Source organism: Roseateles sp., from assembly GCF_039595595.1.
Classification (GTDB): Bacteria; Pseudomonadota; Gammaproteobacteria; order Burkholderiales; family Burkholderiaceae_C; genus Roseateles.
Window position 1 is genome coordinate 507,293 of sequence record NZ_JBCNLG010000001.1, and the last position, 22,043, is coordinate 529,335.

19 protein-coding genes are annotated in these 22,043 nt (G+C 70.5%); 12 read left to right on the forward strand and 7 right to left on the reverse strand.

All coding sequences use genetic code 11. From position 1 onward, the window contains the following. Positions 1 to 6 precede the first annotated feature (6 nt). The 3 genes from ABDW61_RS02295 (at position 7) to ppk2 (ending at position 2,547) form a co-directional block, all read left to right on the forward strand. Positions 7 to 669 (forward strand): DUF799 domain-containing protein, encoded by a 663-nt coding sequence (locus tag ABDW61_RS02295; protein WP_343635791.1) that lies wholly within the window; start codon positions 7 to 9, stop codon positions 667 to 669. A gap of 98 nt (positions 670 to 767) precedes the next feature. Further along, positions 768 to 1,613, forward strand: coding sequence for a D-hexose-6-phosphate mutarotase (locus ABDW61_RS02300; protein ID WP_343635793.1), 846 nt, complete (start codon positions 768 to 770; stop codon positions 1,611 to 1,613). 46 nt (positions 1,614 to 1,659) lie between these two features. After that, positions 1,660 to 2,547, forward strand: a complete 888-nt coding sequence (ppk2, locus tag ABDW61_RS02305) for a polyphosphate kinase 2 (protein WP_343635795.1) — start codon at positions 1,660 to 1,662, stop codon at positions 2,545 to 2,547. 6 nt (positions 2,548 to 2,553) lie between these two features. Here ppk2 and ABDW61_RS02310 read toward each other — a convergent pair whose 3' ends face one another. The 3 genes from ABDW61_RS02310 to ABDW61_RS02320 are packed head-to-tail and all read right to left on the reverse strand — an operon-like array spanning position 2,554 to position 4,800. After that, the gene (locus ABDW61_RS02310; protein ID WP_343635797.1) at positions 2,554 to 3,102 is read right to left on the reverse strand and encodes a TPM domain-containing protein; all 549 of its coding nucleotides are present in this window, start codon (positions 3,100 to 3,102) and stop codon (positions 2,554 to 2,556) included. Next, on the reverse strand, positions 3,102 to 4,103 hold the full coding sequence (locus tag ABDW61_RS02315; RefSeq protein ID WP_343635799.1) for a TPM domain-containing protein: 1,002 nt from the start codon (positions 4,101 to 4,103) through the stop codon (positions 3,102 to 3,104). Before ABDW61_RS02315 ends, ABDW61_RS02310 begins: the two co-directional genes overlap by 1 nt. A gap of 10 nt (positions 4,104 to 4,113) precedes the next feature. After that, on the reverse strand, positions 4,114 to 4,800 hold the full coding sequence (locus ABDW61_RS02320; RefSeq protein ID WP_343635801.1) for a LemA family protein: 687 nt from the start codon (positions 4,798 to 4,800) through the stop codon (positions 4,114 to 4,116). Between the two features lie 84 nt (positions 4,801 to 4,884). Here ABDW61_RS02320 and hemE point away from each other — a divergent pair, with 84 nt between their 5' ends. Next, on the forward strand, positions 4,885 to 5,991 hold the full coding sequence (hemE, locus tag ABDW61_RS02325; protein WP_343635803.1) for a uroporphyrinogen decarboxylase: 1,107 nt from the start codon (positions 4,885 to 4,887) through the stop codon (positions 5,989 to 5,991). Between the two features lie 362 nt (positions 5,992 to 6,353). Next, positions 6,354 to 8,459 carry a primosomal protein N' gene (locus tag ABDW61_RS02330; protein WP_343635969.1) on the forward strand — a complete coding sequence of 702 codons (2,106 nt, stop codon included), beginning with the start codon at positions 6,354 to 6,356 and terminating at the stop codon, positions 8,457 to 8,459. 12 nt (positions 8,460 to 8,471) lie between these two features. On the opposite strand, the gene ABDW61_RS02335 is transcribed toward ABDW61_RS02330, so the two are convergent. Next, entirely contained in the window at positions 8,472 to 9,191 is a 720-nt protein-coding gene (locus ABDW61_RS02335) for a response regulator (protein WP_343635805.1), read from the reverse strand. Between the two features lie 16 nt (positions 9,192 to 9,207). Continuing rightward, entirely contained in the window at positions 9,208 to 9,825 is a 618-nt protein-coding gene (locus tag ABDW61_RS02340; protein WP_343635807.1) for a helix-turn-helix domain-containing protein, read from the reverse strand. A 330-nt stretch (positions 9,826 to 10,155) separates the two neighbouring features. Between ABDW61_RS02340 and ABDW61_RS02345 the strand changes: the two genes are divergently transcribed. From ABDW61_RS02345 to ABDW61_RS02355, 3 genes are all read left to right on the forward strand, one after another. After that, positions 10,156 to 10,857, forward strand: a complete 702-nt coding sequence (locus ABDW61_RS02345) for an ABC transporter substrate-binding protein (protein ID WP_343635971.1) — start codon at positions 10,156 to 10,158, stop codon at positions 10,855 to 10,857. Positions 10,858 to 10,872: 15 nt separating this feature from the next. Continuing rightward, a complete protein-coding gene (locus ABDW61_RS02350) occupies positions 10,873 to 13,044 on the forward strand; it encodes an ATP-binding protein (RefSeq protein ID WP_343635809.1) in 2,172 nt (723 codons plus the stop codon). An 85-nt stretch (positions 13,045 to 13,129) separates the two neighbouring features. Beyond that, positions 13,130 to 14,020 (forward strand): neutral zinc metallopeptidase, encoded by an 891-nt coding sequence (locus tag ABDW61_RS02355; RefSeq protein ID WP_343635811.1) that lies wholly within the window; start codon positions 13,130 to 13,132, stop codon positions 14,018 to 14,020. Between the two features lie 180 nt (positions 14,021 to 14,200). Here ABDW61_RS02355 and ABDW61_RS02360 read toward each other — a convergent pair whose 3' ends face one another. Further along, the gene (locus tag ABDW61_RS02360; RefSeq protein ID WP_343635813.1) at positions 14,201 to 16,651 is read right to left on the reverse strand and encodes a prolyl oligopeptidase family serine peptidase; all 2,451 of its coding nucleotides are present in this window, start codon (positions 16,649 to 16,651) and stop codon (positions 14,201 to 14,203) included. Between the two features lie 35 nt (positions 16,652 to 16,686). On the opposite strand from ABDW61_RS02360, the gene ABDW61_RS02365 reads away from it, so the two are divergent. From ABDW61_RS02365 to ABDW61_RS02375, 3 genes are all read left to right on the forward strand, one after another. Then, positions 16,687 to 17,808, forward strand: a complete 1,122-nt coding sequence (locus tag ABDW61_RS02365) for a hypothetical protein (RefSeq protein WP_343635815.1) — start codon at positions 16,687 to 16,689, stop codon at positions 17,806 to 17,808. A gap of 242 nt (positions 17,809 to 18,050) precedes the next feature. Continuing rightward, a complete protein-coding gene (locus ABDW61_RS02370; RefSeq protein WP_343635817.1) occupies positions 18,051 to 18,530 on the forward strand; it encodes a hypothetical protein in 480 nt (159 codons plus the stop codon). Between the two features lie 68 nt (positions 18,531 to 18,598). Continuing rightward, positions 18,599 to 19,420, forward strand: coding sequence for a transporter substrate-binding domain-containing protein (locus ABDW61_RS02375; protein ID WP_343635819.1), 822 nt, complete (start codon positions 18,599 to 18,601; stop codon positions 19,418 to 19,420). A 7-nt stretch (positions 19,421 to 19,427) separates the two neighbouring features. Here ABDW61_RS02375 and ABDW61_RS02380 read toward each other — a convergent pair whose 3' ends face one another. Further along, the gene (locus ABDW61_RS02380) at positions 19,428 to 19,793 is read right to left on the reverse strand and encodes a DUF1304 domain-containing protein (RefSeq protein WP_343635822.1); all 366 of its coding nucleotides are present in this window, start codon (positions 19,791 to 19,793) and stop codon (positions 19,428 to 19,430) included. Positions 19,794 to 19,857: 64 nt separating this feature from the next. On the opposite strand from ABDW61_RS02380, the gene ABDW61_RS02385 reads away from it, so the two are divergent. Further along, positions 19,858 to 21,924: a UvrD-helicase domain-containing protein gene (locus tag ABDW61_RS02385; RefSeq protein ID WP_343635824.1), complete on the forward strand. Its 2,067-nt coding sequence runs from the start codon at positions 19,858 to 19,860 to the stop codon at positions 21,922 to 21,924. The last annotated feature ends 119 nt before the right edge of the window (positions 21,925 to 22,043 follow it).

Genomic DNA, 22,043 nt, shown 5'->3' on the forward strand with positions numbered 1-22,043 from the left:
GACCCCATGATGACCCTGATGTCCCTGATCCGCCGTGTCGGCGCCGTGGCCGTGCTGGCCGCGCTGACCGCCTGCGCATCGCCGACCAAGCCCTACGACTACACCGCGTTCAAGGAAGCCAAGCCGGCGTCGCTGCTGGTGCTGCCGCCGGTGAACAGCACGCCGGACGTGAACGCCACCTACGGCGTGCTGTCCACGCTGTCGATGCCGCTGGGCGAGGCTGGCTACTACGTGCTGCCGGTGACCCTGGTCGACGAGACGCTGCGCACCAATGGCGTGACCACGCCGGCTGACGCGCAGAGCATCGAGCCGGCCAAGCTGCGCCAGATCTTCGGTGCCGACGCGGCGCTGTATGTCGAGGTGAAGCAGTACGGCTCGGTCTACAAGGTGATCTCGAGCGAGACCGTCGTCGAGGTGCAGGCCAAGCTGGTGGACCTGCGCACCGGCACGATGCTGTGGGACGGCAAGGCGACCGCGTCGAGCGCCGAGCAGAACAACAGCAGCCAAGGCGGCCTGGTGGGCCTGCTGGTCAAGGCGCTGGTCGACCAGATCGCCAGCAACCTGACCGATCGCAGCTACCAGATCGCGGGCATGACCAGCAATCGTCTGGTGAACGCCCCCAATGGCCTGCTGCCGGGTCCCCGTGCGCGCGTGCCTGTGAAAAACTAAGGGCTTCGCCACGAACCCGGCCCGCGCCGGCCCGTCGAGGGCTGGCCGGACCTGCACCCACCGGTTCGCGCCGGTGGGTTTTCTTTTTTCTGTCGAGCATGAGCACTCCGATCTCCATCACCCGCCATCAGGGCCTCGAGGCCATCGAACTCCGCGCCCCGGACGGCGCCCGTGCGACGCTGCTGTTGCACGGGGCGCATCTCGTGTCCTGGGTCCCGGCCGGCGGCGACGAGCAGCTCTACCTGTCGCCGAAGAGCGCCTTCGCGACCGGCCAGGCGATCCGCGGCGGCGTGCCGGTGATCTTTCCGCAGTTCGCGACCCGTGGCCCGCTGCAGCGTCACGGCTTCGCGCGGGGCAAGCCCTGGCAACTGGTGAGCGCCGAGACGGGCAAGGACGATGCGCTGGCCGTGCTGCGCCTGACCGACGACGGCGCCACCCGCATGGTCTGGCCGCACGCCTTCGAGACCGAGATCAGCCTGCGCATCGCCGGCCGCGTGCTGCAGATCGAGCTCGCGTGCGAGAACAAGGGCGACACGCCGCTGTCCTTCACGGCGGCGCTGCACACCTACCTGCGGCTGACGCAGATCATGTCGGCCTCGTTGCAAGGCCTGTCGGGGCTGGCGTACTGGGATTCGGCCGCCGAGCGCGCCGGCACGCAGCACGAGGACCTGCTGCGCCTGGACGGCGAGATGGACCGCATCTATCAGGACGCCAAACACGACCTGACCCTGCGCGACGCCGATCGCCGCGTCGTGATCCGGCAGCAGGGCTTCGCCGACGCCGTGGTCTGGAATCCGGGCGAGGAGAAGGGCGACGCGCTGGCCGACATGCCCGAAGGGGGCTGGAAGCAGATGCTGTGTGTCGAGGCCGCGCAGGTGCTGCGCCCCATCGAACTGGCTCCGGGCGAGACCTGGGCCGGCATGCAGACGCTCGAGTTGCTCTGAGCCCCCGCGAGGTAAGCTGGCCCGTCCTTCATCGAACGGAGCCAGCATGGGCGACAAGAAGTCCGGGAACGGCGACAAGAGCGGGAAGCGCGACGCCAAAGCCAAGGCCAATGGCAAGGCGGACGGCAAGGCGGACGGCAAGGGCCATGGCGGTGGCAAGCTGTCCAAGTCCGACTACCTCGAGCACCTGCAGCCGATGCAGGTCGAGCTCAACAACCTGGCGCGCTGGCTGCAGCACAGCCGCAAGCGGTTGCTGGTGATCGTCGAAGGCCGCGACACCGCCGGCAAGGGCGGCGTCATCAACGCGATCTCCGAAACGCTGAACCCGCGCCAGTGCCGCACCGTCGCGTTGGGCAAGCCCAGCGAGCGCGAGCAGGGCGAGTGGTACTTCCAGCGCTACATGACCCATCTGCCGGCCGCTGGCGAGATCGTGCTCTTCGATCGCAGCTGGTACAACCGCGCCGGCGTCGAGGCGGTGATGGGCTTCTGCACGCCCCAGCAGACGGACCAGTTCCTGCACCAGGCGCCGATCCTGGAGCGGCTGCTCGTCGAGGACGGCCTGCTGCTCTTCAAGTACTGGCTCACCGTCGATCAGAAGCACCAGGAAGAGCGCTTCGCCGAGCGGGCGCAGGACCCGCTCAAGCAGTGGAAGCTGTCGCCGATCGACCTCGAAGCGCGCCAGCATTACGAGGACTACGGCCGCGCGCGCGATCGCATGCTCGAGCACACCCATACCAAGCACGCGCCCTGGACGCTGGTCGATTTCAATGATCAGCGCCGCGGCCGGCTCACGCTGATCCGCCACCTGCTCGATCACGTTCCCGATGTATCGGTGCCGGAGAAGCCGCTCAAGTTCCCGCCGCTCAAGAGCGGTCCGAAGCAGGAGCGCTTCGACTGGAAGCTCAAGCCGATCAAGCCGTCCAGTCTGGACTGAGCGCGCTCAGAGCACGACGACGGCGTCGGGCAACTCGTTGCGGGGCGGCGTGCCGGCCTGGGACGGGAAGTGCTCGGCGAGCAGCGCCTCGACCGCCCGGATCGCGTCATTGAGCCCCTGCTCGAACTGGCCATCCCGCAGCGACTGGCGCAGCCCTTCGACGATGGGCTGCCACTGCGCCGCGCTCACGCGCCGGCTCAGGCCGCGGTCCGCGACGATCTCGATGGCGCGCTCCGCCAGCAGCAGGTAGATGAGCACGCCGTTGTTGTGCTCGGTGTCCCACACGCGCAGTTTTCCAAACAGCGCCAGTGCGCGCTGCCGCGCGGACAGCCCGCGCCACAGGTAGCTGATGGGCAGGCTCGCCTCGACGCACAGACGGATCTCGCCGCCGTGCCGGAGCTCGCTCTCGGTGACCCGCGCCGACAGCCGCGCCAGCGCCGCCGCCGGCAGCACACGGCGCACGTCGGCCTCGTCCCAGAGGCGGTGCCGGAAGAAGCGCCCGAGCCGGCTCGTGTCACCGGCATGCCGCGCGTCGCGATCGGTGCTCTGCGTCATCACCAGTCCCCCGAGGCACCACCGCCGCCAAAGTCGCCGCCGCCGCCGGACGAGAAGCCGCCGCCGTCGCTGCCCCCGCTCCAGCTGCTGCCGCCATCGCCACCGCCGCCGCCCCAGATGATGGGCGGCGAGATGCCGCCGGTCCCATGCGCGCTGCGCCGGTAGCCGCTGTAGGACGAGCCGGCGCTGCGCCGCCGGGCCGCGCCGATGCCCAGCAGCCCGACGAGGATCATCGATCCGATCGCCGCGCCCGCGCCCAGCAGCAGGCTGCCGCTGAGGCCCCAGCCGACGGCGCCCGCGCCGGCACCGGTGAACAGGCTGCCGGCCTTGCGGCCGAAGAGGGACGTGAGAAAGATCCCTGCGAGCGGCACGCCGAGGAACGCGATCATCGCGATCTCGCCAAGATCGATGTTGTGGCCGGACGAGGAGGAAACGCCGCCGCCCCGTCCAGGCGTGGGCGCCGGCAGATGCTCGCCGCGGATGCGCGCCTGCAGCGAATCGATCGCGCGGTTCAGGCCGCCGGCGTAGTCGCCGGCCTTGAAGGCGGGCGCGATGTCGCGCTCGATGATCTGCCGCGCGGCGAGATCCGGCACCGCGCCCTCGAGCGCCTTGGCCGTCTGGATGTTGACGCGCCGGTCGCCCTTGGCGACGACGATCAGCAGCCCGTCGCCGACCTCGCGGCGGCCGATCTTCCATTGATCGCCGATGCGCTGCGCGTAGGCGGCGATGTCCTCGGGCGCGGTGGTGCGCACCATCAGGATCACGATCTGCGGGCCGGCCTCGCGCTCGAAGGCGGCGAGCTTGGCGTCGATCGCCTGGCGCTGCGCCTCGCTCAGCGTGCCGGTCTGGTCGACGACGCGCCCGCTCAGCGCGGGCACGGGCAGCAGGTCCTGCGCCCGCGCCCGCGGCGGCAGACCCAGGCTCATCAAGAGGCCCAGCAGCGCCAGCGCGGCGACGCGCCAGAGCCCCCCGCCACGCACCACCGTCCAGGCGGCCCGCATGCGCGGTGCCTCAGTTCGACGCTGGCGAGGCCGCCAGTGTCGGCGCGGGCGTGGTCGCCACTGGCGCGGCGGGCTTGTCGAAGTTCACCGTCGGCGGCGCGGAGATCGCGGCCTCGTTCTGCACGGTGAAGTTGGGCTTGACCTCGTAGCCGAAGACCTTGGCCGTCAGGTTGGTCGGGAAGCGGCGGGCCAGCACGTTGTACTCCTGCACCGCCTTGATGTAGCGGTTGCGGGCGACGGTGATGCGGTTCTCGGTGCCCTCGAGCTGCACGCGCAGGTCGCGGAAGCCCTGGTTGGCCTGCAGCTGCGGGTAGCGCTCGCTGACGACCATCAGCCGGCTCAGCGCGCTGGACAGCTCGCCCTGCGCGGCCTGGAACTTCTGCAGCGCGGCCGGGTCGCGGGCCAGCTCCGGCGTGACCTGGATGCTGGTGGCCTTGGCGCGCGCCTCGACGACCTTGGTCAGCGTGTCCTGCTCGAAGCTCGCTTCGCCCTTGACCGTATTGACGATGTTGGGGATGAGGTCGCTGCGGCGCTGGTACTGGCTCAGCACCTCGGACCAACTGGCGTTGACCTGCTCGTCCAGGCTCTGGAATTCGTTGTAGCCGCAGCCGGTGAGCGCCAGCGGCGCCGCGGCGATCAGCGTGGCAGCCGCGGTGGCGCGGACCGTGGCGAGCAGACGGGACGGGGACGGTGTCATCGGGAGATCCTCCTGTGCGGCGGCATATCGAGGGCCGCCCCGCGGAATTCAAGAGCAGCGAGCCCCGAGGATAATCGCCCTCCCATGAGCGCCCCCCTTCAGAACGACGTCTTCCTGCGCGCCTGTCTGCGCCAACCCACCGAGTACACCCCGGTCTGGCTCATGCGTCAGGCCGGCCGCTACCTGCCGGAGTACCGCGAGACCCGCGCCAAGGCCGGAAGTTTCATGGGCCTGGCCACGAGCACGGACTACGCCACCGAAGTCACGCTGCAGCCGCTGGAGCGTTACCCGCTCGATGCGGCGATCCTGTTCAGCGACATCCTGACCGTGCCCGACGCGATGGGCCTGGGCCTGTCGTTCGCGCAGGGCGAGGGCCCGAAGTTCGCGAAGGTCGTCCGTGACGAGGCTGCCGTCGCCGCGCTGGCTGTGCCCGACCTCGACAAGCTGCGATACGTCTTCGATGCGGTGAGTTCGATCCGCCGCGCGCTGAATGGCCGCGTGCCGCTGATCGGCTTTTCGGGCAGCCCATGGACGCTGGCCTGCTACATGGTCGAGGGCGGCGGCTCCGACGACTACCGCCACGTCAAGAGCCTGATGTACGCGCGTCCGGACCTGATGCACCGCATCCTCGAGATCAACGCCGACGCGGTTGCCGCTTATCTGAACGCGCAGATCGAGGCCGGTGCGCAGGCGGTGATGGTGTTCGACTCCTGGGGCGGCGTGCTGGCCGACGGACAGTTCCAGCAGTTCAGCCTGGCGTACTCGCGCCGCGTGCTGGCGCAGGTCAAGGGCGAGCACGGCGGCCACCGCATTCCCAAGCTGCTGTTCACCAAAGGCGGTGGCCCGTGGCTGGACGAGATCGCCGCGTCCGGCGCCGATGTCGTCGGCCTGGACTGGACGGTGAACCTGGGCCGCGCCCGCGCGCAAGTGCAGGACCGCGTCGCGCTGCAGGGCAACCTCGATCCGAACGTGCTGTTCGCCCCGCCGGCCGCGGTGCGCGAGCAGGCGCGCGCGGTGCTCGACAGTTTCGGCGTGCCGCAGCGCGCCGATGGCGGCTGGGGCGGTCACGTCTTCAACCTCGGTCATGGCATCAGCCAATTCACGCCGCCGCAGAGCGTGGCCGAACTCGTCGACGAGGTGCATCGGCATTCGCGCGCGCTGCGCGCCGCCGGCCTGTCGAAACCGGCCTGAACAGGGCCCGGGAAAGGGCTTCCACGGCGTGGCCGGCGCCCCAGTTATCCCCAAAATCGTGCATGTCACCCAAACGCAGCACATGCGCCGGCCCGCTGCTAGGGCTTTCCCCGATGGGCGTCTAAGTCATTGATTTCAAAGGGAGTGGCGAATTCCCCTCGAATTTGACGCCGACGGCCGCTCCGGGCGGCAATCCCGCCCGGTCCCGGAAACCCGATCCGTTTCCCACAAAGTTATCCACAGGCTTTCGACCCCGTTGTGAACACCGTTGGAAATCAGGCACTTGGCGCGCTTTCCTCATGGCCGATGGAGGCCGTGAAACGCTCGCCGGGCGCCGTTCGGGCACGGGGCAGGGCGCCGAGATGAACGACGCGTCATCGCCGCGTCGCGTCCGCGTGGCGGTCGAGGCCCCGCAGCACAGCGGGCTGACGGGCCCGCTGGACTACCTTGGCCCGCAAGACTTGACCCCGGGCACGCTGGTTCACGTCACGCTGGGCCGGCGCGACGTCATGGGACTGGTCTGGGACGACCTGCCCGAGGGCCAGGACTTGCCCGGCGAGGATCGCCTGCCGGAATCCGGACTGCGCCCGGTGGGCGAGGCGCTCGATGCGCTGCCGCCGCTGTCGGACCGCTGGCGGCGGCTGGTCGATTTCGCGGCGGGATACTACCAGCGCAGCGTCGGCGAACTGGCACTCTCGGTGCTGCCGCCGCAATTGCGCGAACTCGACGCCAAGCAACTGCAGGCGCGGCTGAAGAAGCTCGACAAGGCCGACGCCGAGAGCGCGAAGGCCGCGGCCGAGGCGCCGTCCGCGCTCGTGGCGCTTCCGATGCTGACCGCGCAGCAGCAGACGGCGCTGGACGCCCTCCTCGCGCTGGCCGGGCGCGAGGCGCCGCCGCCCGCGCTGCTGTGGGGCCTGACCGGCAGCGGCAAGACCGAGATCTACCTGCGCGCCGCGCAAGCCGCGCTCGAACGCGGCCAGCAGGTGCTAGTGCTGGTGCCCGAGATCAACCTGACGCCGCAGCTCGAGGCGCGTTTCGCCGAGCGCTTCGCCGGCCGCGCGATCGTGTCGCTGCACAGCGCGCTGACGCCGGCCCGGCGCCTGCGCCACTGGCTGTCGGCGCACCTGGGGCGCGCCCAGCTGGTGCTGGGCACGCGGCTCGCGGTGTTCGCGTCGATGCCGCGGCTGGGTCTGATCGTCGTCGACGAGGAACACGATCCCTCCTACAAGCAGCAGGACGGCGCGCGCTACTCGGCGCGCGATCTCGCGGTCTACCGCGGCCATCTCGAGAAGATCCCCGTCGTGCTGGGCTCGGCCACGCCTTCACTGGAGAGCTGGCAGCACGCGCTTGGCGGGCGCTACCAGCGCATCGACCTGACCGAGCGCATCGGCGGCGGGGCGCTGCCCAAGGTGCGGCTCTTCGACATGAACCGGCTCGAGCGCAAGAAGGGCGTGACCACCGCGCTGTCGGTGCCGCTGCTGGACGCGCTGCGCAAACGGCTCGATCGCGGCGAGCAGAGCCTGGTCTTCCTGAACCGCCGCGGCTATGCGCCGGTGCTGCATTGCGACCAGTGCAACTGGAAGAGCGACTGCCCGCATTGCAGCGCGCATCAGGTCTTCCACAAGGAGGACCGCACGCTGCGCTGCCACCACTGCGGCGTGTCGACGCGTGTGCCGCGCGCCTGCCCGTCCTGTGGCAACCCGGACATCGCGCCGCTGGGCCGCGGCACGGAGCGGCTCGAGGAGCAGCTCGCGCAAGCGCTGCCCGGCGCGCGCGTGGCGCGTATCGACGCGGACACGACGCGGCTCAAGGGCAGCCTGGAATCGCAGCTCGCGGCGGTGCATGAGGGGGACGTGGACATCCTCGTCGGCACGCAGATGGTGGCGAAGGGGCACGACTTCCGGCGCATCACGCTGGTCGCCGCGGTGAACCCGGACGGCGCGCTGTTCAGCAGCGACTTCCGCGCGCCGGAGCGGCTGTTCTCCCTGCTGATGCAGGCCGGTGGCCGCGCCGGGCGCGACGCCGCGCAGGCCGCGGCGAGCGAGATGTGGGTCCAGACCTGGTATCCGGAGCATGCGCTGTACCAGTCGCTGCAGAAGCACGATTACGAGGCCTTCGCCGCGAGCCAGTTGCATGAGCGGACCACGGCGAACCTGCCGCCCTTCGCGCATCTGGCGCTGGTGCGGGCCGAGGGCCGGACGGTCGAGGCCGCGCGCGACTTCCTGACCGCGGCGCAGGAAGCGGCGCGCGCGCTGCCGCTGTCGCTGGGGCTGCTGCTGTATCCGCCGGTGCCGATGGCGGTGGCGCGGGTGGCCGATGTGGAGCGCTTCCAGATGCTGATCGAGGCGGGCAGCCGGGCTCAGTTGCAGCGCTTCCTGCGTGCCTGGCTGCCCGAGCTGCATGCGCTCAAGCGTCGTCAGAAGGGCCTGACGCGCTGGGCGGTCGACGTGGATCCGCTGGCGATCTGACGCCGCGGCGGTTCAGAGCAGGCGCGCGAGCGCGTCCTCGAGCACCGGCCAGGCCGCGCGCACGGCGGCCAGCGCGTCCTCCGAGCCGGTGGCGGCTTCCTGCGCGTCCTGTTCCAGCTGGCGCGCGACGCCGGCGGCCTCGGCATGTCCGAGGGTCAGCAGCACGCTCTTGAGGCTGTGGGCGAGGTGTCGCACCTTGACGTGATCACCGCGCTCGCAGGCGCTGCGGCCGGCGGCGATGTCGAGCGGGAACTGCATCCGGCAGCGCGCCAGGAAGGCCTGGTACAGCGCCGCATTGCCGCCAAAGTACTGCTCGATGGCGGCCTGATGGATCGAGGGCATCGTGGCGGGCGCCGGCGCGTCGCGCAGGCCATCCAGGCAGGACTGCAGGTCCGCCAGCGAGCAGGGCTTGGAGAGGAAGCGCGTGACGCCCAGCGCCTCGAGCTGCTCGCGCACCGCCGGATTGAGTCCGGCGCTGAACACGGCCAGCCTCGCGTTGCCGCGCAGTTCGGGCCGCTGCTTCAGCGTCTGCAGCAGGTCCAGCCCATGCCGGCCCGGCAGCATCAGATCGCTGATGACCAGGTCGAAGTTCTGCGTGGCCAGCGCCAGCAGCGCCTCGTCGACGGAGATGCAGGCCTGCAGGCGCACCTCGTCGTCCTCCAGGGCCATGGCGACGAAACGTTGCAGGGTCGGATCGTCCTCCACCAGGAGGACCCGGACGCGGGTCACCATCCTCAGCCGCCCGCGATCAGCCGGCGAATTGCGGCTGCCGGGCCCGGATGCGCTGCACGGCGGCGGCCAGCAGCGGCGGCAGGTCGGTCACCAGCCGCGGCTTGTGCACCAGCGGCAGACCGGCGAGCGCGAACGCATAGGGCGCGCGCTGCTGCTCGTCGAGCGCGGTGACGAAGATCAGCTCGCTGCTCGCGAACTGCGGCTGCGAGCGCAGGCTGGTCACCAGCGCCGCCCCGTCAATGCCGGGCAGCAGGATGTCCACCAGCAGGATCTCGGGCTGCAGCTGTCCGTACATCACCAGACCGCCGATGCCGTCGTTGGCGGTGTGCAGGTCCAGGTCGGGGAATTCCTGCTGCGCCAGCAGCATCACCAGGTTCTGGTAGTGGACCGAGTCCTCGATCAGCAGCGCCTTGAGCCGCTGGGGCGTGCCGTCGGCGGGCGACAGGTCGGCGGGCTTGGTCGGCGCCAGACCCCGCCCGGTGAGCCAGGCATCCAGCGAGCTGCGCAGGATCCGGCGGTGGCCGCCCGGCGTGCGCCAGGCCTGCAGCTCGCCGCGGTCCACCATCAGCTGAACCGATCGGACGGCCATGCCGAGGCGCTGCGCGACTTCGCGCGTGCTGAAATCCTCTTGCATGTCGTCAGGGGTTCGGGCAATGGCAGTCATAAGTCGATTTTGCCGAATTTCCTAATTCTTTAGGTGGGCAATATCCCCACTTATAAGCGATAAAACTGATATTCGATGTGACTTCGGTGGGGCTCGGGGCATCCCTGGCCGTGGGACGGTGCGAACTCTGGTGCAATCCGGGTCCGAGGAGATGCGATGACGAAGCGAATGACCGGACGCGCCGCCCGGGCCGCGGCTGCCGCATGGCTGGCGCTCTTGCCCGTGCTGGCGGCGCCTGCCTGGGGCGCGCCGGCCGCCGCGTCCGCGCAGGCGGCGGCCAGTCCGGCGCTGCAGCGCGTGATGGGCAGCGGCGTGCTGCGGGTGTGCATCTGGCCGGACTACTACGGCATCACCTATCGCCACCCGCGCGACGAGACGCTGAGCGGCCTGGACATCGACCTCTCGAATGAATTGGCCAAGGACCTGGGCGTGCGGCTGCGCTATGTCGAGTCCTCGTTCCAGCGCCTGATCGGCGACCTCGTGGCGGAGCGCTGCGACGTGGCGATGTTCGCCGTCGCCGTGGTGCCGCAGCGCCGCGAGACGCTGTCCTTCACCCAGCCCTACCTGCAGAGCGACATCTACGCGATCGCCAGCCGCGCCAGCCGCGTCGTCAAACGCTGGGAGGACATCGACCAGCCCGGCGTGGTGGTGGCGGTGCAGGCGGGGACCTCGATGGAGCCGGTGATGCGCGAAGCGCTCAAGCGCGCCCGGCTGCGCGTGGTGGAGCCGCCGGCCACGCGCGAGCGGGAGCTGGAGTCCGGCCGCGCCGATGTCTTCATGACCGACTATCCCTACAGCCGCCGCTTGCTGGACAACGCGGACTGGGCGCAGCTGATCGCGCCGCCGCGGCCCTTCCACATCCTGCCGTATGCCTACGCGATCAAGCGCGGCGACGACGCGTGGCTCGCGCGGCTGGACGACTTCGTCGCGCGGATCAAGCGCGACGGGCGGCTGCGCGCCGCCGCCGAGCGCCACGGCCTCGGCGCGATCGTGGTGCCCTGAAGGGGAGACGCGGCGATGCTCGGTCCGGCCGTCCGATCCCTCCAGCGCCTGCGCCGCGCGGCGCTGTGGGCGGGCGTCACCGTGGCCGCCGGCACGGTGGCGGGCCTGATCGGTCCGGCCTGGGTCGGCCGGCAGGAGGCCATCGACGAGGCGCGCGCCCGGGGCGAGCTGCTGGCGCAGGTGCTCGAGAACGACGCGAGCCGCACGATCGAGACCGCCTCGCTGTCGCTGCATGCGATCGGCGACGGGCTGACCCGTTCGATCGGCCACGACGATGAGGTGGAACACCTGGGCGAGCACTTCAGCCACGTGCTGGTGGGGCTGCCCTTCATCCGCAGCGTGTCGCTGCTGGACGCGCGCGGGCGGGTGCTGATCAGCACGAACGGGGACGAGGTCGGGCTGGAAATCCCGCTCGACGATTTCGGCCGCCTGCCGGGACCGGACCGCGACATGCTGATGCCGCTGCGACCGGGGCGCGGGCTGGCGGACCTGACGAGAAACCGCGGCGCGCGGGGCTCGCCGGTGGGCATGCTGCCGTTGCTGCTGCAGCTGCCCACGGGCCCGGACGCGCCGGACGGCGGCGCGTCGGCGCCGGCAGCCAGGACCTTGCGCGACAGCGATCCGCGCTGGCTGCTGGCGCTGATCAATCCCGACGCGCTGACCCAGGTCCAGCAGCGCGCGCTGCCCTCGGGGCACAGCGCGGCTTGGCTGGCGTCGACCGACGGGCAACTGCTCGCCGCGATGGAGTCGCTCAATCAACTGCCGGGCCAGCGGCTCGATGGCCATCCGGTCTTCGACGCGCTGCGCCGCGGGCGCGAGCATGGCGCCTACATCGGCGCGGGCGCCTTGCCGGGCGAGGTCATCGTCGCCTATCGGGCGGCGACGCGCAGGCCGCTGATCGTGGGCGTCGAGCAGCCGGTGGAGGAGGTGCTCGCGCGCTGGCACGCCGGTCTGCGCTGGCTGCTGCTGATCGGCGCGCTGGCGCTGGCCTTGATCGCGCTGGCGACCGCGACGGTGCGGCGCAGCCTGCAGGCGCGCGCCGAGGCGATGGAGGCGCTGGAAGGCGCGCACGAACAGCTCGCCGACCGCGAGCGCGACATGCGCGTGCTGCTCAAGAGCGTGCAGGAGGTGATCTTCCGCACCAACCCGGCCGGAACGCTGACCTTCGTGAACGCGCGCTGGACCACGCTGCATCGCGGCCGCCCCGACGAGGCGGTGGGACGGCGGCTCGCCGACCTCGCCGAGCCGGCCGACCGCGAGGCGGTCGCCAGCCTGTTCGATGGCGAGGACGGCGTGCGCAGCGTCGAGGCGACGATCCGCAACGGCGAAGGCGCGCCGCGCCGCTACCAGATCGCGACGGTGCCGCTGCGCCGCGATGGTGAGCTGCTCGGCTACGCGGGCAGCGCCGTCGACATCACCGAACGGGCCGCCGCCGAGCGCCTGACGCGCCAGGCGCGCGACGCGGCGGAAGAGGCCTCGCGCGCCAAGACCGAATTCCTCGCCAACATCAGCCACGAGCTGCGCACGCCGCTGCAGTCCATCCTCGGCTTCTCCGAGCTCGGCATGATGCGCAGCGGCGCGCAGGAGCGGCTGCATGCGATGTTCGCGGACATCCATGGATCCGGGCAGCGCATGCTGGCGCTGGTCAACGACCTGCTGGACGCCGCCAAGCTCGAGAGCACCGTCGGCGCGCTGGACCTGCGCGACCAGGACCTGCGCGAGCCGGTCGGCGCGGTGCTGCGCGAGCTCGCGCCGCTGGTCGCCAAGCGCCAGCTCATGATCAGCGCCGAGCTGCCCGCCTCGATGCCGGCACGCCTGGATCCGCTGCGCATCCAGCAGGCGGTGCGCAACGTGTTGGCCAACGCGATCAAGTTCGCACCGGCCGGCGGCACGATCGAGCTGCTCGGCGACCGCTCGCCCGACGGCTCGCTCCACCTGTGCGTCGCGGACCGCGGCCCCGGCATCCCGGTCGACGAGCTCGAGCGCATCTTCGACCCCTTCGTCCAGTCGACGGCGACCAAGGACGGCTCCGGCGGCACCGGCCTGGGCCTGCCGATCAGCCGTCGCATCGTCGAGATGCATGGCGGCCGTCTCTACGCCACCAACCGCGCCGGAGGCGGCGCCGAATTCCACCTCATCCTCCCCCCCGGCGACGCGCCCGCAGACCAGGCCCAAGCCGCGGATTAGGGGCGCCGTCCGACACCATCCCCACGCGCGCTGTGCCATCCTTGGCGCATCGTCGAGCCGGACTGCCCGGCATCAGGAGCACATCATGAAATGGGAAGGCCAGCGCGAGAGCGACAACGTCGAGGACGCACGCGACGGCGGCGGTGGAGGCGGCGGTGGCGGCTTGCCGATGCTCGGGGGACGCGGCATCGGCATCGGCGGCATCGTGATCGCCCTGCTCGCCTCATGGGCCTTCGGCATCAACCCGCTCACCGTCCTCAGCGTGCTCGACGGCAGCACCGTCCAGACCGGCTCCGGCAACCCGCAGCGCCCCGTCGCCCCCACCCATCCGCAGGACGAGCCCGCCAAGTTCGTCAGCGTCGTCCTGGCCGACACCGAAGACGTCTGGAGCCAACTCTTCCAGGCCGCCGGCAAGACCTATCAAGCCCCCAAGCTCCGGCTCTTCACCGGGCGCGAACCCACAGCCTGCGGCATGGGCCAGTCCGCCATGGGACCGTTCTATTGCCCCGGCGACTCCAAGGTCTACATCGACCTCAGCTTCTATCAAACCCTGCGCGACCGTCTCGGCGCGCCCGGCGACTTCGCCCAGGCCTACGTGATCGCCCATGAGGTCGGCCATCACGTCCAGCATCTCCTGGGCATCACCGAGAAAGTCGACGCCGCCCGCCGCCGTCAGTCCGAACAAGCCGCCAACGCCACCAGCGTGCGCGTGGAACTCCAGGCCGATTGCTTCGCCGGGGTTTGGGCACACCACTCCCAGCAAGGCAAGGGATGGCTTGAGGCCGGCGACATTGACGAAGCACTCAATGCCGCAGCACAGATCGGAGACGACACACTTCAGCGCAACGCGGGACGAGCAGTCGTGCCGGAAAGCTTCACACATGGGAGCAGCGAGCAGCGGCAGCGCTGGTTCAGGCGAGGCATGGCACAGGGGGACCTGCGGGACTGCGATACGTTTTCGGCGAAACCACTCTGAAGACCGAGCACGCCTTCGCTTGGCCGGGGCCGCCGGCGCCGCCGAAGTTGGCGCTCAACTCGATCCGCTCGCCTTCGGCTCGCTGCTCTCAGACAGAACGCGCCCAGTCAGTCCCGGACTTCGGCGGCGCCGGCGGCCCCGGCCAAGCGAAGGCCGATTGACCGAGCGCATCGCTCCCCGTTACGGCGCGTGCGGGTCGCCAAGGCACGACTTCAACCACTGGCTCATCTCCCATTGCACTTGGCCCGCAGACTCGCGCGCGGTGTAGCCATGCGCCTCGAAGGGCAGCAGCACATACCTCGCAGTGCCGCCCAGACCCGCCAACGCCTGGTACAGGCGCTCACTCTGCATCGGGAAAGTGCCCGAGTTGTTGTCCGCCTCGCCGTGAATCAGCAACAACGGATCCTTGATCTGGTTCGCGAAGAGGAACGGCGACAGCTTCAGATAAACATCCTTCGCGTCCCAGAGCGAACGGCGCTCACTCTGGAATCCAAACGGCGTCAGCGTCCGGTTGTAGGCACCGCTGCGCGCAATGCCACAACGGAACAACTTCGTGTGCGCCATCAGGTTCACCGCCATGAAAGCACCGTAACTGTGCCCGCCAATGGCAATCCGCTTCGGGTCCACCGTGCCCAGGTCCTCCGCCTTGTCCACGATCGCCCGCGCATTCGCGGCCAGTTGCTCGACGAAGCTGTCGTTCAGGTTGCGTGAGTCCCCCACCACCGGCATCGTCGCGTCCATCAGCACCACATACCCATCCATCAACAGGTTGAGCGGACTGATTCCCGAAAAACTCATGAAGCGCCCCGGCGAACCGCTCAGTTGTCCCGCGATCGATGCGTCGTTGAACTCCAGCGGATACGCCCACACCAGCGCCGGACGCTTTTCGCCGTCGCGCAGGTCCGGCGGCAGGTACATCCAGAACGACATCTCGACCCCATCGGCCCGCTTGAAGGACACCAGCTCACGCCGCACCGCCTTCAGCTGCGGCGTCGGATCCTTCAGCCGCGTCAGCGCGGTGACCTTGCCGTTCTCGCGCAGCGCCAGGTTGGGCGGCTCATGCTCGGTCTCGCGCTGCGTGACCAGGCGCCGGTCCTCGAGCAGCGCCACCGGCGCCTCGTAGACACCCTCGGCCGACTGGAACAGCCGCTGCACGCTCAGGTCCCTCAGCGACATCTTGTCCAGGAAGGGCCGGTCGCCCTTGGGGGCCGCACCCTGGCCCGACAGCAGCAGGTCCCCGTTCAAGGTCTGCGCGACCTGATGCCCGTTGGGCAGCGTGCGCATGAACGGGAAGCCGGGGTGACGATAGCGCTCGCGCACCGAGTGCTCGAACAGCGGCCGGCTCTGCGTGCCGCGCAGCGGCAGCAGATAGGTCCGCGTCCAGCCGCGGTTGCGGTCCTCCTCGGTCAGCAGCGCATGGACGCCGTCGTCGAGGAAGCGCAGCCGCGTGAAGCGGTAAGGCATGCGCTGGACCTCGAAGGGATCACCGGTGTAGGGAGGATCGAGCCGCATGACGCGGTCGCGGAACGAGGCGCGCGCGGCCGGATTGCCGCCATCGAGCGCCTCGACCCAGTAGATCGCCGCATCCTTGGTCGGCGACGGGTAGAACACCCGCGGCCCGGGCAGCGCGCCGTCGATGGCCACGCCCTGCTTGAGCGGCATCTTGGCCAGCTCGCGGATGACCTTGCCGTCACGCTGGCGGACTTCGACCACGGTCGGGAAATCGTCGAAGGTCAGGTTGTAGCTGAAGGGCCGGACCAGCCTTTCCGTGAGCAGCGCCTGCCCGTTGCCGACGCTGGACACGCTGGTGAACAGGCCCGGCGTGCCGATGTCCTTGCTCTGGCCGCTGGCGATGTCGATCAGCGTCAGCTGCGAGCGGGCGTGGTACTCGAACAGGTCCTCGTCGCGCGGATTTCGCAGCAGGTCCGGATAGGTGCGCTCGGGCGAGGCCTTGCCATGCGTCTCCTGGATCGCCGGCCCGGCCTGATGGCGGCTGGGCGCGGGGCCGCGGCCATCGGGCACGGTGAGCACGACGGCCTCGCGCGGATTCAGCCAGGCGATGTCGTCGGCATCGACGGCGTTGTTGAGCCGCACGTTGTAGATGCGCCAGAGCTGACCATTGGCGGTCGCGCCCGCCCACAGCTCGTCGGCCGTGTCGGTGCGGCGCGAGAGTAGGAAGCGCTGTCCGTCCGGCGCCCAGACGAAGTTGTGCCAGGTGCCGCCGGCCGGCAGCTCGACCTCGCGCTCGGTCGCGTCCGGCTCGAGCAGCGGGCGCAGCCGCACGCGCTGCACGGCGACCAGGTTCTGCTGGCTGGCGTTGCGGGGATCGAAGCGCGCGCCGGCCAGGCGCAGGCCGGGGCGGGAGAGTTCCTCCAGCGGCGTGTAGCGGCGCTGCTCGACCAGCGCCAGCGACTGGCGGTCCGGCGACGGCAGCAGGCGGGGCAGGATCGGCGCGTCGAGCAGATCGCGGATCGCGGGCGAAGGCTGGCGGTACGACGAGGGCGCCGCGCCCGCGGGTGCCGGCAGGGCGGTCAGCGCCGCCATCGCGGTGGCGGCTGCGGTCGCGAGGATCGCCGCGAGGGCGGCGACGGGCGGGCGGATCAGGCCGACGGAGGGGACGCGCGAGGACATGGGGTCGAAGTATCGCTGCGCTAGGATTCGCGCCCATGATCGAGCCGCCCGCGCCGCACGCGCCCGACTCCCGGGCCCCGCACGACCCGCATGCCCCGCAGGGCGGCGGTGCCGGCGCCAGCGGCATGGCCCGCGCGCCTGCCGCGCTGCCCGCCGTGGGCGAGCGCCTGGGGGTGTGGCGCGTCGCGGCCGCGCTGTTCGAATGCGCATCCGGCTTCTGGTTCCGCGTCGAGCACGGCAAGGCCGCCGCGCAGACCGGACTGGCGCTGGTCTACCGCAACGAGTCGGACGCGCAGGCCGTGCTGATGCGCTTCGCGGAGGACTCGGAAGCGCTGTCGCGCTTTGCCTGCCCGACCTACGGCGCGCCGCTGGACAGCGGGCTCAGTCCTACCGGCCTGCCCTACCTCGTCGTTCCGGCGATGGACGGCGCGCCGCTGCTGCGCGTGGCGATGGCGCTGCCGCTCAAGCGCCGCATGCAGCTGCTGCTCGACCTGATCGAGATGCTCGACGCCGCCCATGAGCAGGGCCTGGTGCTGCACGAACTCGACCCCGGCACCCTGTGGCTGAGCCCTGCGCAGCAGCTGCACTGGCTGGGGCAGGGGCTGACGCCGCGCGACAGCCACGCGCCCGCGGCGCTGGTGCGCGCCGCCGAGCCGCTCGCCAACGCGCGCCAGCGCGCTGGCGGGCGGCCCGACGCCAACAGCGAGACCCATGCGCTGGGCCGTCTGCTGGGCCTGCTGGTCAATGGCCGGCTGCCGCGCCGCGATGCCGCCGAGGAAGGCGTCGAGGAAGAGGCCGAGCCCGGCGCGACGCCGGTGGCCTCGCTCCAATCGTGGCTGACGCTGACCGCCGCGCAGCGCGAGAGCCTGGACCAGCTGCTGGACCGCGCCATGATGGACGGCCGCTCGTTCACCGATCGCCGGTTGCTGGCGCAGGCGGTGCGCGACTGGATCGAGGCGGAGCCGTCCGCCGCGGCGAAGGCCGCGCCTTCGCCGGCGCAAGGCCCGGCCCCGGTGCCGTTCCCGCCGCCGCCGCTGGAGGCGCGCGCCGACGATCGGCCCGTGCCCCCCGGCACGCCGCTGCTGGAGCGGCTGGCCGGATTCGCGTTCGTGCTGGCGCTGGCGGCGGTGGCGGCCTGGCTCCTGCTGCGCGCCTGAGCGCCTCGCCGCGGGCTGCGTGAGCGCCGGCGGCGATGTGTCGCTGTCCAGCCTCGATGAGCTAGTTCGCTCTCACAGGGCGCTCGGCCGGGCGGGAAATCGCCCTGGCGAATCGACAACTTCGTGGCGCCGATCGACCTCGACAAGTCATGCGCAGGCCGATCCAGGCGGGTTGTCCGGCCGTGGGTGCGATGCCTACGATCTTCGTCTGCCGCCACGGATGGCGGCGCGAGGAGATGTGCGTGAGTTTCGAAATTCGGCCGATGTCCGTCGCGGACTGGCGCAGCTGCTGGCGGGACGCGGTGACCGACCCCGAGTGCTCGTCCTGGCTGCGCGGCGTGCTGGAGAGCTGCATCGACGAGAAGAACGCGCACTGGATCCGCCTGTCCGTGCGCTGGGCCGTCGATCCCGCGACCGGCGACTACCTGGTGCGCCTGCCGTCGCTGATCGGACGGCAGATCACGGACCAGTTCTGCGCCCGCGTTGGCGACCGGCTCTATGGCCTTTGCGGCTTGGGGATCGGCGATCCGAAGGTGTTCTTCGCGGGCGGCTCCTCGCCGTCCTGCGACTCGATGGCGCAGGTGCATGCGGTGCTGGGCGCGGCCTTTGCGATCCACGGCTCCTATGCCGAGGACATCGGCCGCGATCCGATCCGGGTGCCGGTCTTCATCCCCGGCGCGCTGATGCCCGAGCACCTCGCCGCCGAGACCCGCAGCCTCTGACGGCGCGCTCGCCACCCCGCGTCGCGGGGCTGTCAGCGCGAGGGCGCGCGCCTATCATCGGCGCTCACATGAATGCCCTTCGCCGCCACCTGCTCCGCCATGCCGCGCTTGGCGCCGTGGCCTTCGGCGTGACGCAGCGCGCGATGGCTCAGGCGTCGCCGCCGGATCCGGCCGCCGGTGCCGGACGCCCGCGCGCCGCGCAGGTGCTGATCGCCGGCACGACCTTCGCCCGGCTCTTCGAAGCCGCGCCCGATGGCGGCCGGCCACGCGGACTGGCCGTGGACCTGCTCGACGCGATCCTCGTGCCGGCCGGCCACCAGCCGCGCTACGAGTTCTATCCCTGGCTGCGGGCCCAGTCGATGATCGAGCATGGCCCCGCGCAGATCCTCGTCGGCCCGTACCGGACGCCGGAGCGGGAGCGCCAGATGCACTTCTCGCGCCAGCCCTTCTACGAGGACGCGCTGGTGTTCTACGCGCGCCGCCGCGAGGAGGGCCTGTGGTGGGGCGACTTCCAGGCGCTGCAGCCGCTGCGCATCGGCGCCGTGCAGGGCTGGGTCTACGGCGAGCGCTTCGAGCAGGCGCGCGCCGCGCTCAACGTGACGCCGGTGCGCGACCTGGTCACCGGGCTGCGGATGCTGCAGCTCGGCCGGCTGGACCTGATCGCGGCCAACCAGCGCAATTCGGAACCGGTGATCCAGGAGTTCGGCCTGGCCGAGCAGGTCGCCCTGTGCACCCCGCCGTTCGCGCAGCTCAAGGGTCATTTCGCCTTCAGCCGCGACGCGTCGGGCGAGCCCTGGGCCGCCCTGATCGACGCCGGCATGCAGCGCCTGCGCGCCAGTGGCGAGCTTCAGCAGATGGCCGCCCGGCGCGGCGTGGCGCTGCCGGACTGAACGCGGATCAGCTCAGCAGCACGAGCACCAGGCCGATGGCGGCCGGGATCGCCTGGATGAACAGGATCTTGCGGCTCGCGGTGGCGGCGCCATAGAGCCCGGCGACCAGCACGCAGGCCAGGAAGAAGATCTTCACCGGTCCCCCGGCGGCGCCCAGCGCCAGCCCCCAGATCAGCCCGGCCGCGAGGAAGCCGTTGTACAGCCCCTGGTTGGCGGCGAGCACCTTGCTGGCCTGGGCGAACTCGGGCGTCAGCCCGAAGGCCTTGCGGCCCTTGGGCGTGGTCCAGAGGAACATCTCCAGGATCAGGATGTAGACGTGGATCAGCGCGACGAGCGCGGTGACGAGGTTGGCGGCGAGGGCGGTGGTGTTCATGGTTCGCACTGTACGTCCCGCTATCATCCCCGGCCGCCCCGCAGTTCCCTGTCCCGCACGTTCCATGTCCAAGACCACGCTCAATCCGGCCCAGCTCGCGGCCGTGCATCACCTCGCGGGTCCCTGCCTGGTGATCGCGGGCGCCGGCTCGGGCAAGACCAGCGTGATCACGCAGAAGATCGCCAAGCTGATGGCCGAGGGCTACCGCCCCAAGAACATCGCGGCCATCACCTTCACCAACAAGGCCTCGCAGGAAATGCGCGAGCGCGCCCGCCACCTGGTGGGCAGCAAGGCGGGCTCGGAGCTGGTGATCTCGACCTTCCACTCGCTGGGCGTGCGCATCCTGCGCGAGGACGGGCGGCACCTCGGGCTCAAGGAGCAGTTCTCGATCCTGGACTCGGACGACGTGCTGTCGGTGCTGCGCGACGCGGGCGGCACGACCGACGCGGCGACGGCCAAGTCCTGGCAGTGGACGATCTCGCTCTGGAAGAACCAGAACCTGAGCGCGCAGCAAGCGCTGGCCTACGCGAAGGACGACATGGAGCGCGCCGCCGCCGTCGTCATGCAGCGCTACCAGGAGCGGCTGACCGCCTACCAGGCCGTGGACTTCGACGACCTGATCGGCCTGCCGCTGAAGCTGCTGCAGACCAACGAGGAGGCCCGCGGCAAGTGGCAGGAGACGCTGCGCTACGTGCTGGTCGACGAGTACCAGGACACCAACGCGGTCCAGTACGAGCTGCTGAAATGCCTGGTCGGCGAGCGCGCGATGTTCACCGCCGTCGGCGACGACGACCAGTCCATCTACGGCTGGCGCGGCGCCACCATCGAGAACCTGAAGAAGCTGCCGGTCGATTTCCCGCAGCTCAAGATCATTCCGCTGGAGCAGAACTACCGCTCCACCAGCGCCATCCTGCGCGCGGCCAACAACGTGATCGGCAGCAATCCGAAGCTGTTCCCGAAGACGCTGTGGAGCGAGTTCGGCGAGGGCGACCCCATCACGCTGATCGAGGCCGACGGCGAGGAGCACGAGGCCGAGCGCGCCGTGGCGCGCATCCAGTCGATCCGTGCCAATCATCCGACGACGAAGTTCTCCGATTTCGCCATCCTGTACCGCGCCAACCACCAGGCGCGCATCTTCGAGCAGGCGCTGCGCCGCGCCGAGATCCCGTACAAGGTCTCCGGCGGCCAGAGCTTCTTCGACCGCACCGAGATCAAGGACCTGTGCGCCTGGCTCCGGCTGCTCGTCAACCAGGACGACGACCCCGCGTTCCTGCGCGCCGTGACCACGCCCAAGCGCGGCATCGGCCATCAGACGCTGGGCCACCTGAGCGACTTCTCGGCGAAGTGGAAGCTGTCGATGTTCGAGTCGCTGTTCGCGGAGTCGCTCAAGGCGACGCTGTCGAGCAAGGCGCTGCACGGGCTGCATGAATTCGGCCGCTATGTCGTCGACCTGGAGTACCGCGCCCGTCACGCCGTCGGCGGCGAGGAGGGCAAGGCGCTGATGATGGAGTGGCTCAAGGACATCGGCTACGAGCAGTACCTGGTCGACCAGGAGGACAACGAGAAGGTGGCGCAGGCCCGCTGGGGCAACGTGCTGGACTTCGTCGACTGGGTCGCCAGGCGCTGCGGCGGCGAGATCACCACCGACGGCGGCATCACCACGGAGAGCCCGCGCCAGTCGCTGCTCGAGGTGGCGCAGACGATCAGCGTGATCCTGTCGCTGGCCGAGCGCCAGGAGGAGCAGGATCAGGTCGTGCTGACGACGCTGCATGCCTCCAAGGGTCTGGAATGGCCGCACGTGCTGCTGGCCGGCGTCAACGAGGGCCTGCTGCCCTTCAAGGCCGAGAACGAGGACCTCACGCCGCAGCGCGTCGAGGAGGAGCGCCGGCTGATGTACGTCGGCATCACGCGGGCCCGGCGCACGCTGGCGGTGTCCACGCTGCGCCGGCGCAAGAAGAACCGCGAGACGGTGGTGGGCGTGCCCTCGCGTTTCATCGCGGAGATGAAGCTCGACGAAGGCGGCCTCAAGGAGGACCCGCGCGAGAAGCTCAAGCGCATGCGCGAGCAGCTCGCCGCCAAGGCCGCCGCGACGGCCGAGAAGCAGGCTCAGGCGGCCAGGGACGACCGCTGAGCGGGCCGCAGCGGTTCATTGGCAAGACCTGTCACCCGAACAGCGGATGGCGGGGGTGGACGAACGTTTCTTACTGGTTCGAGTCATTTCGCGGGCCGCCTCGGCTTCCTAGCATCCGG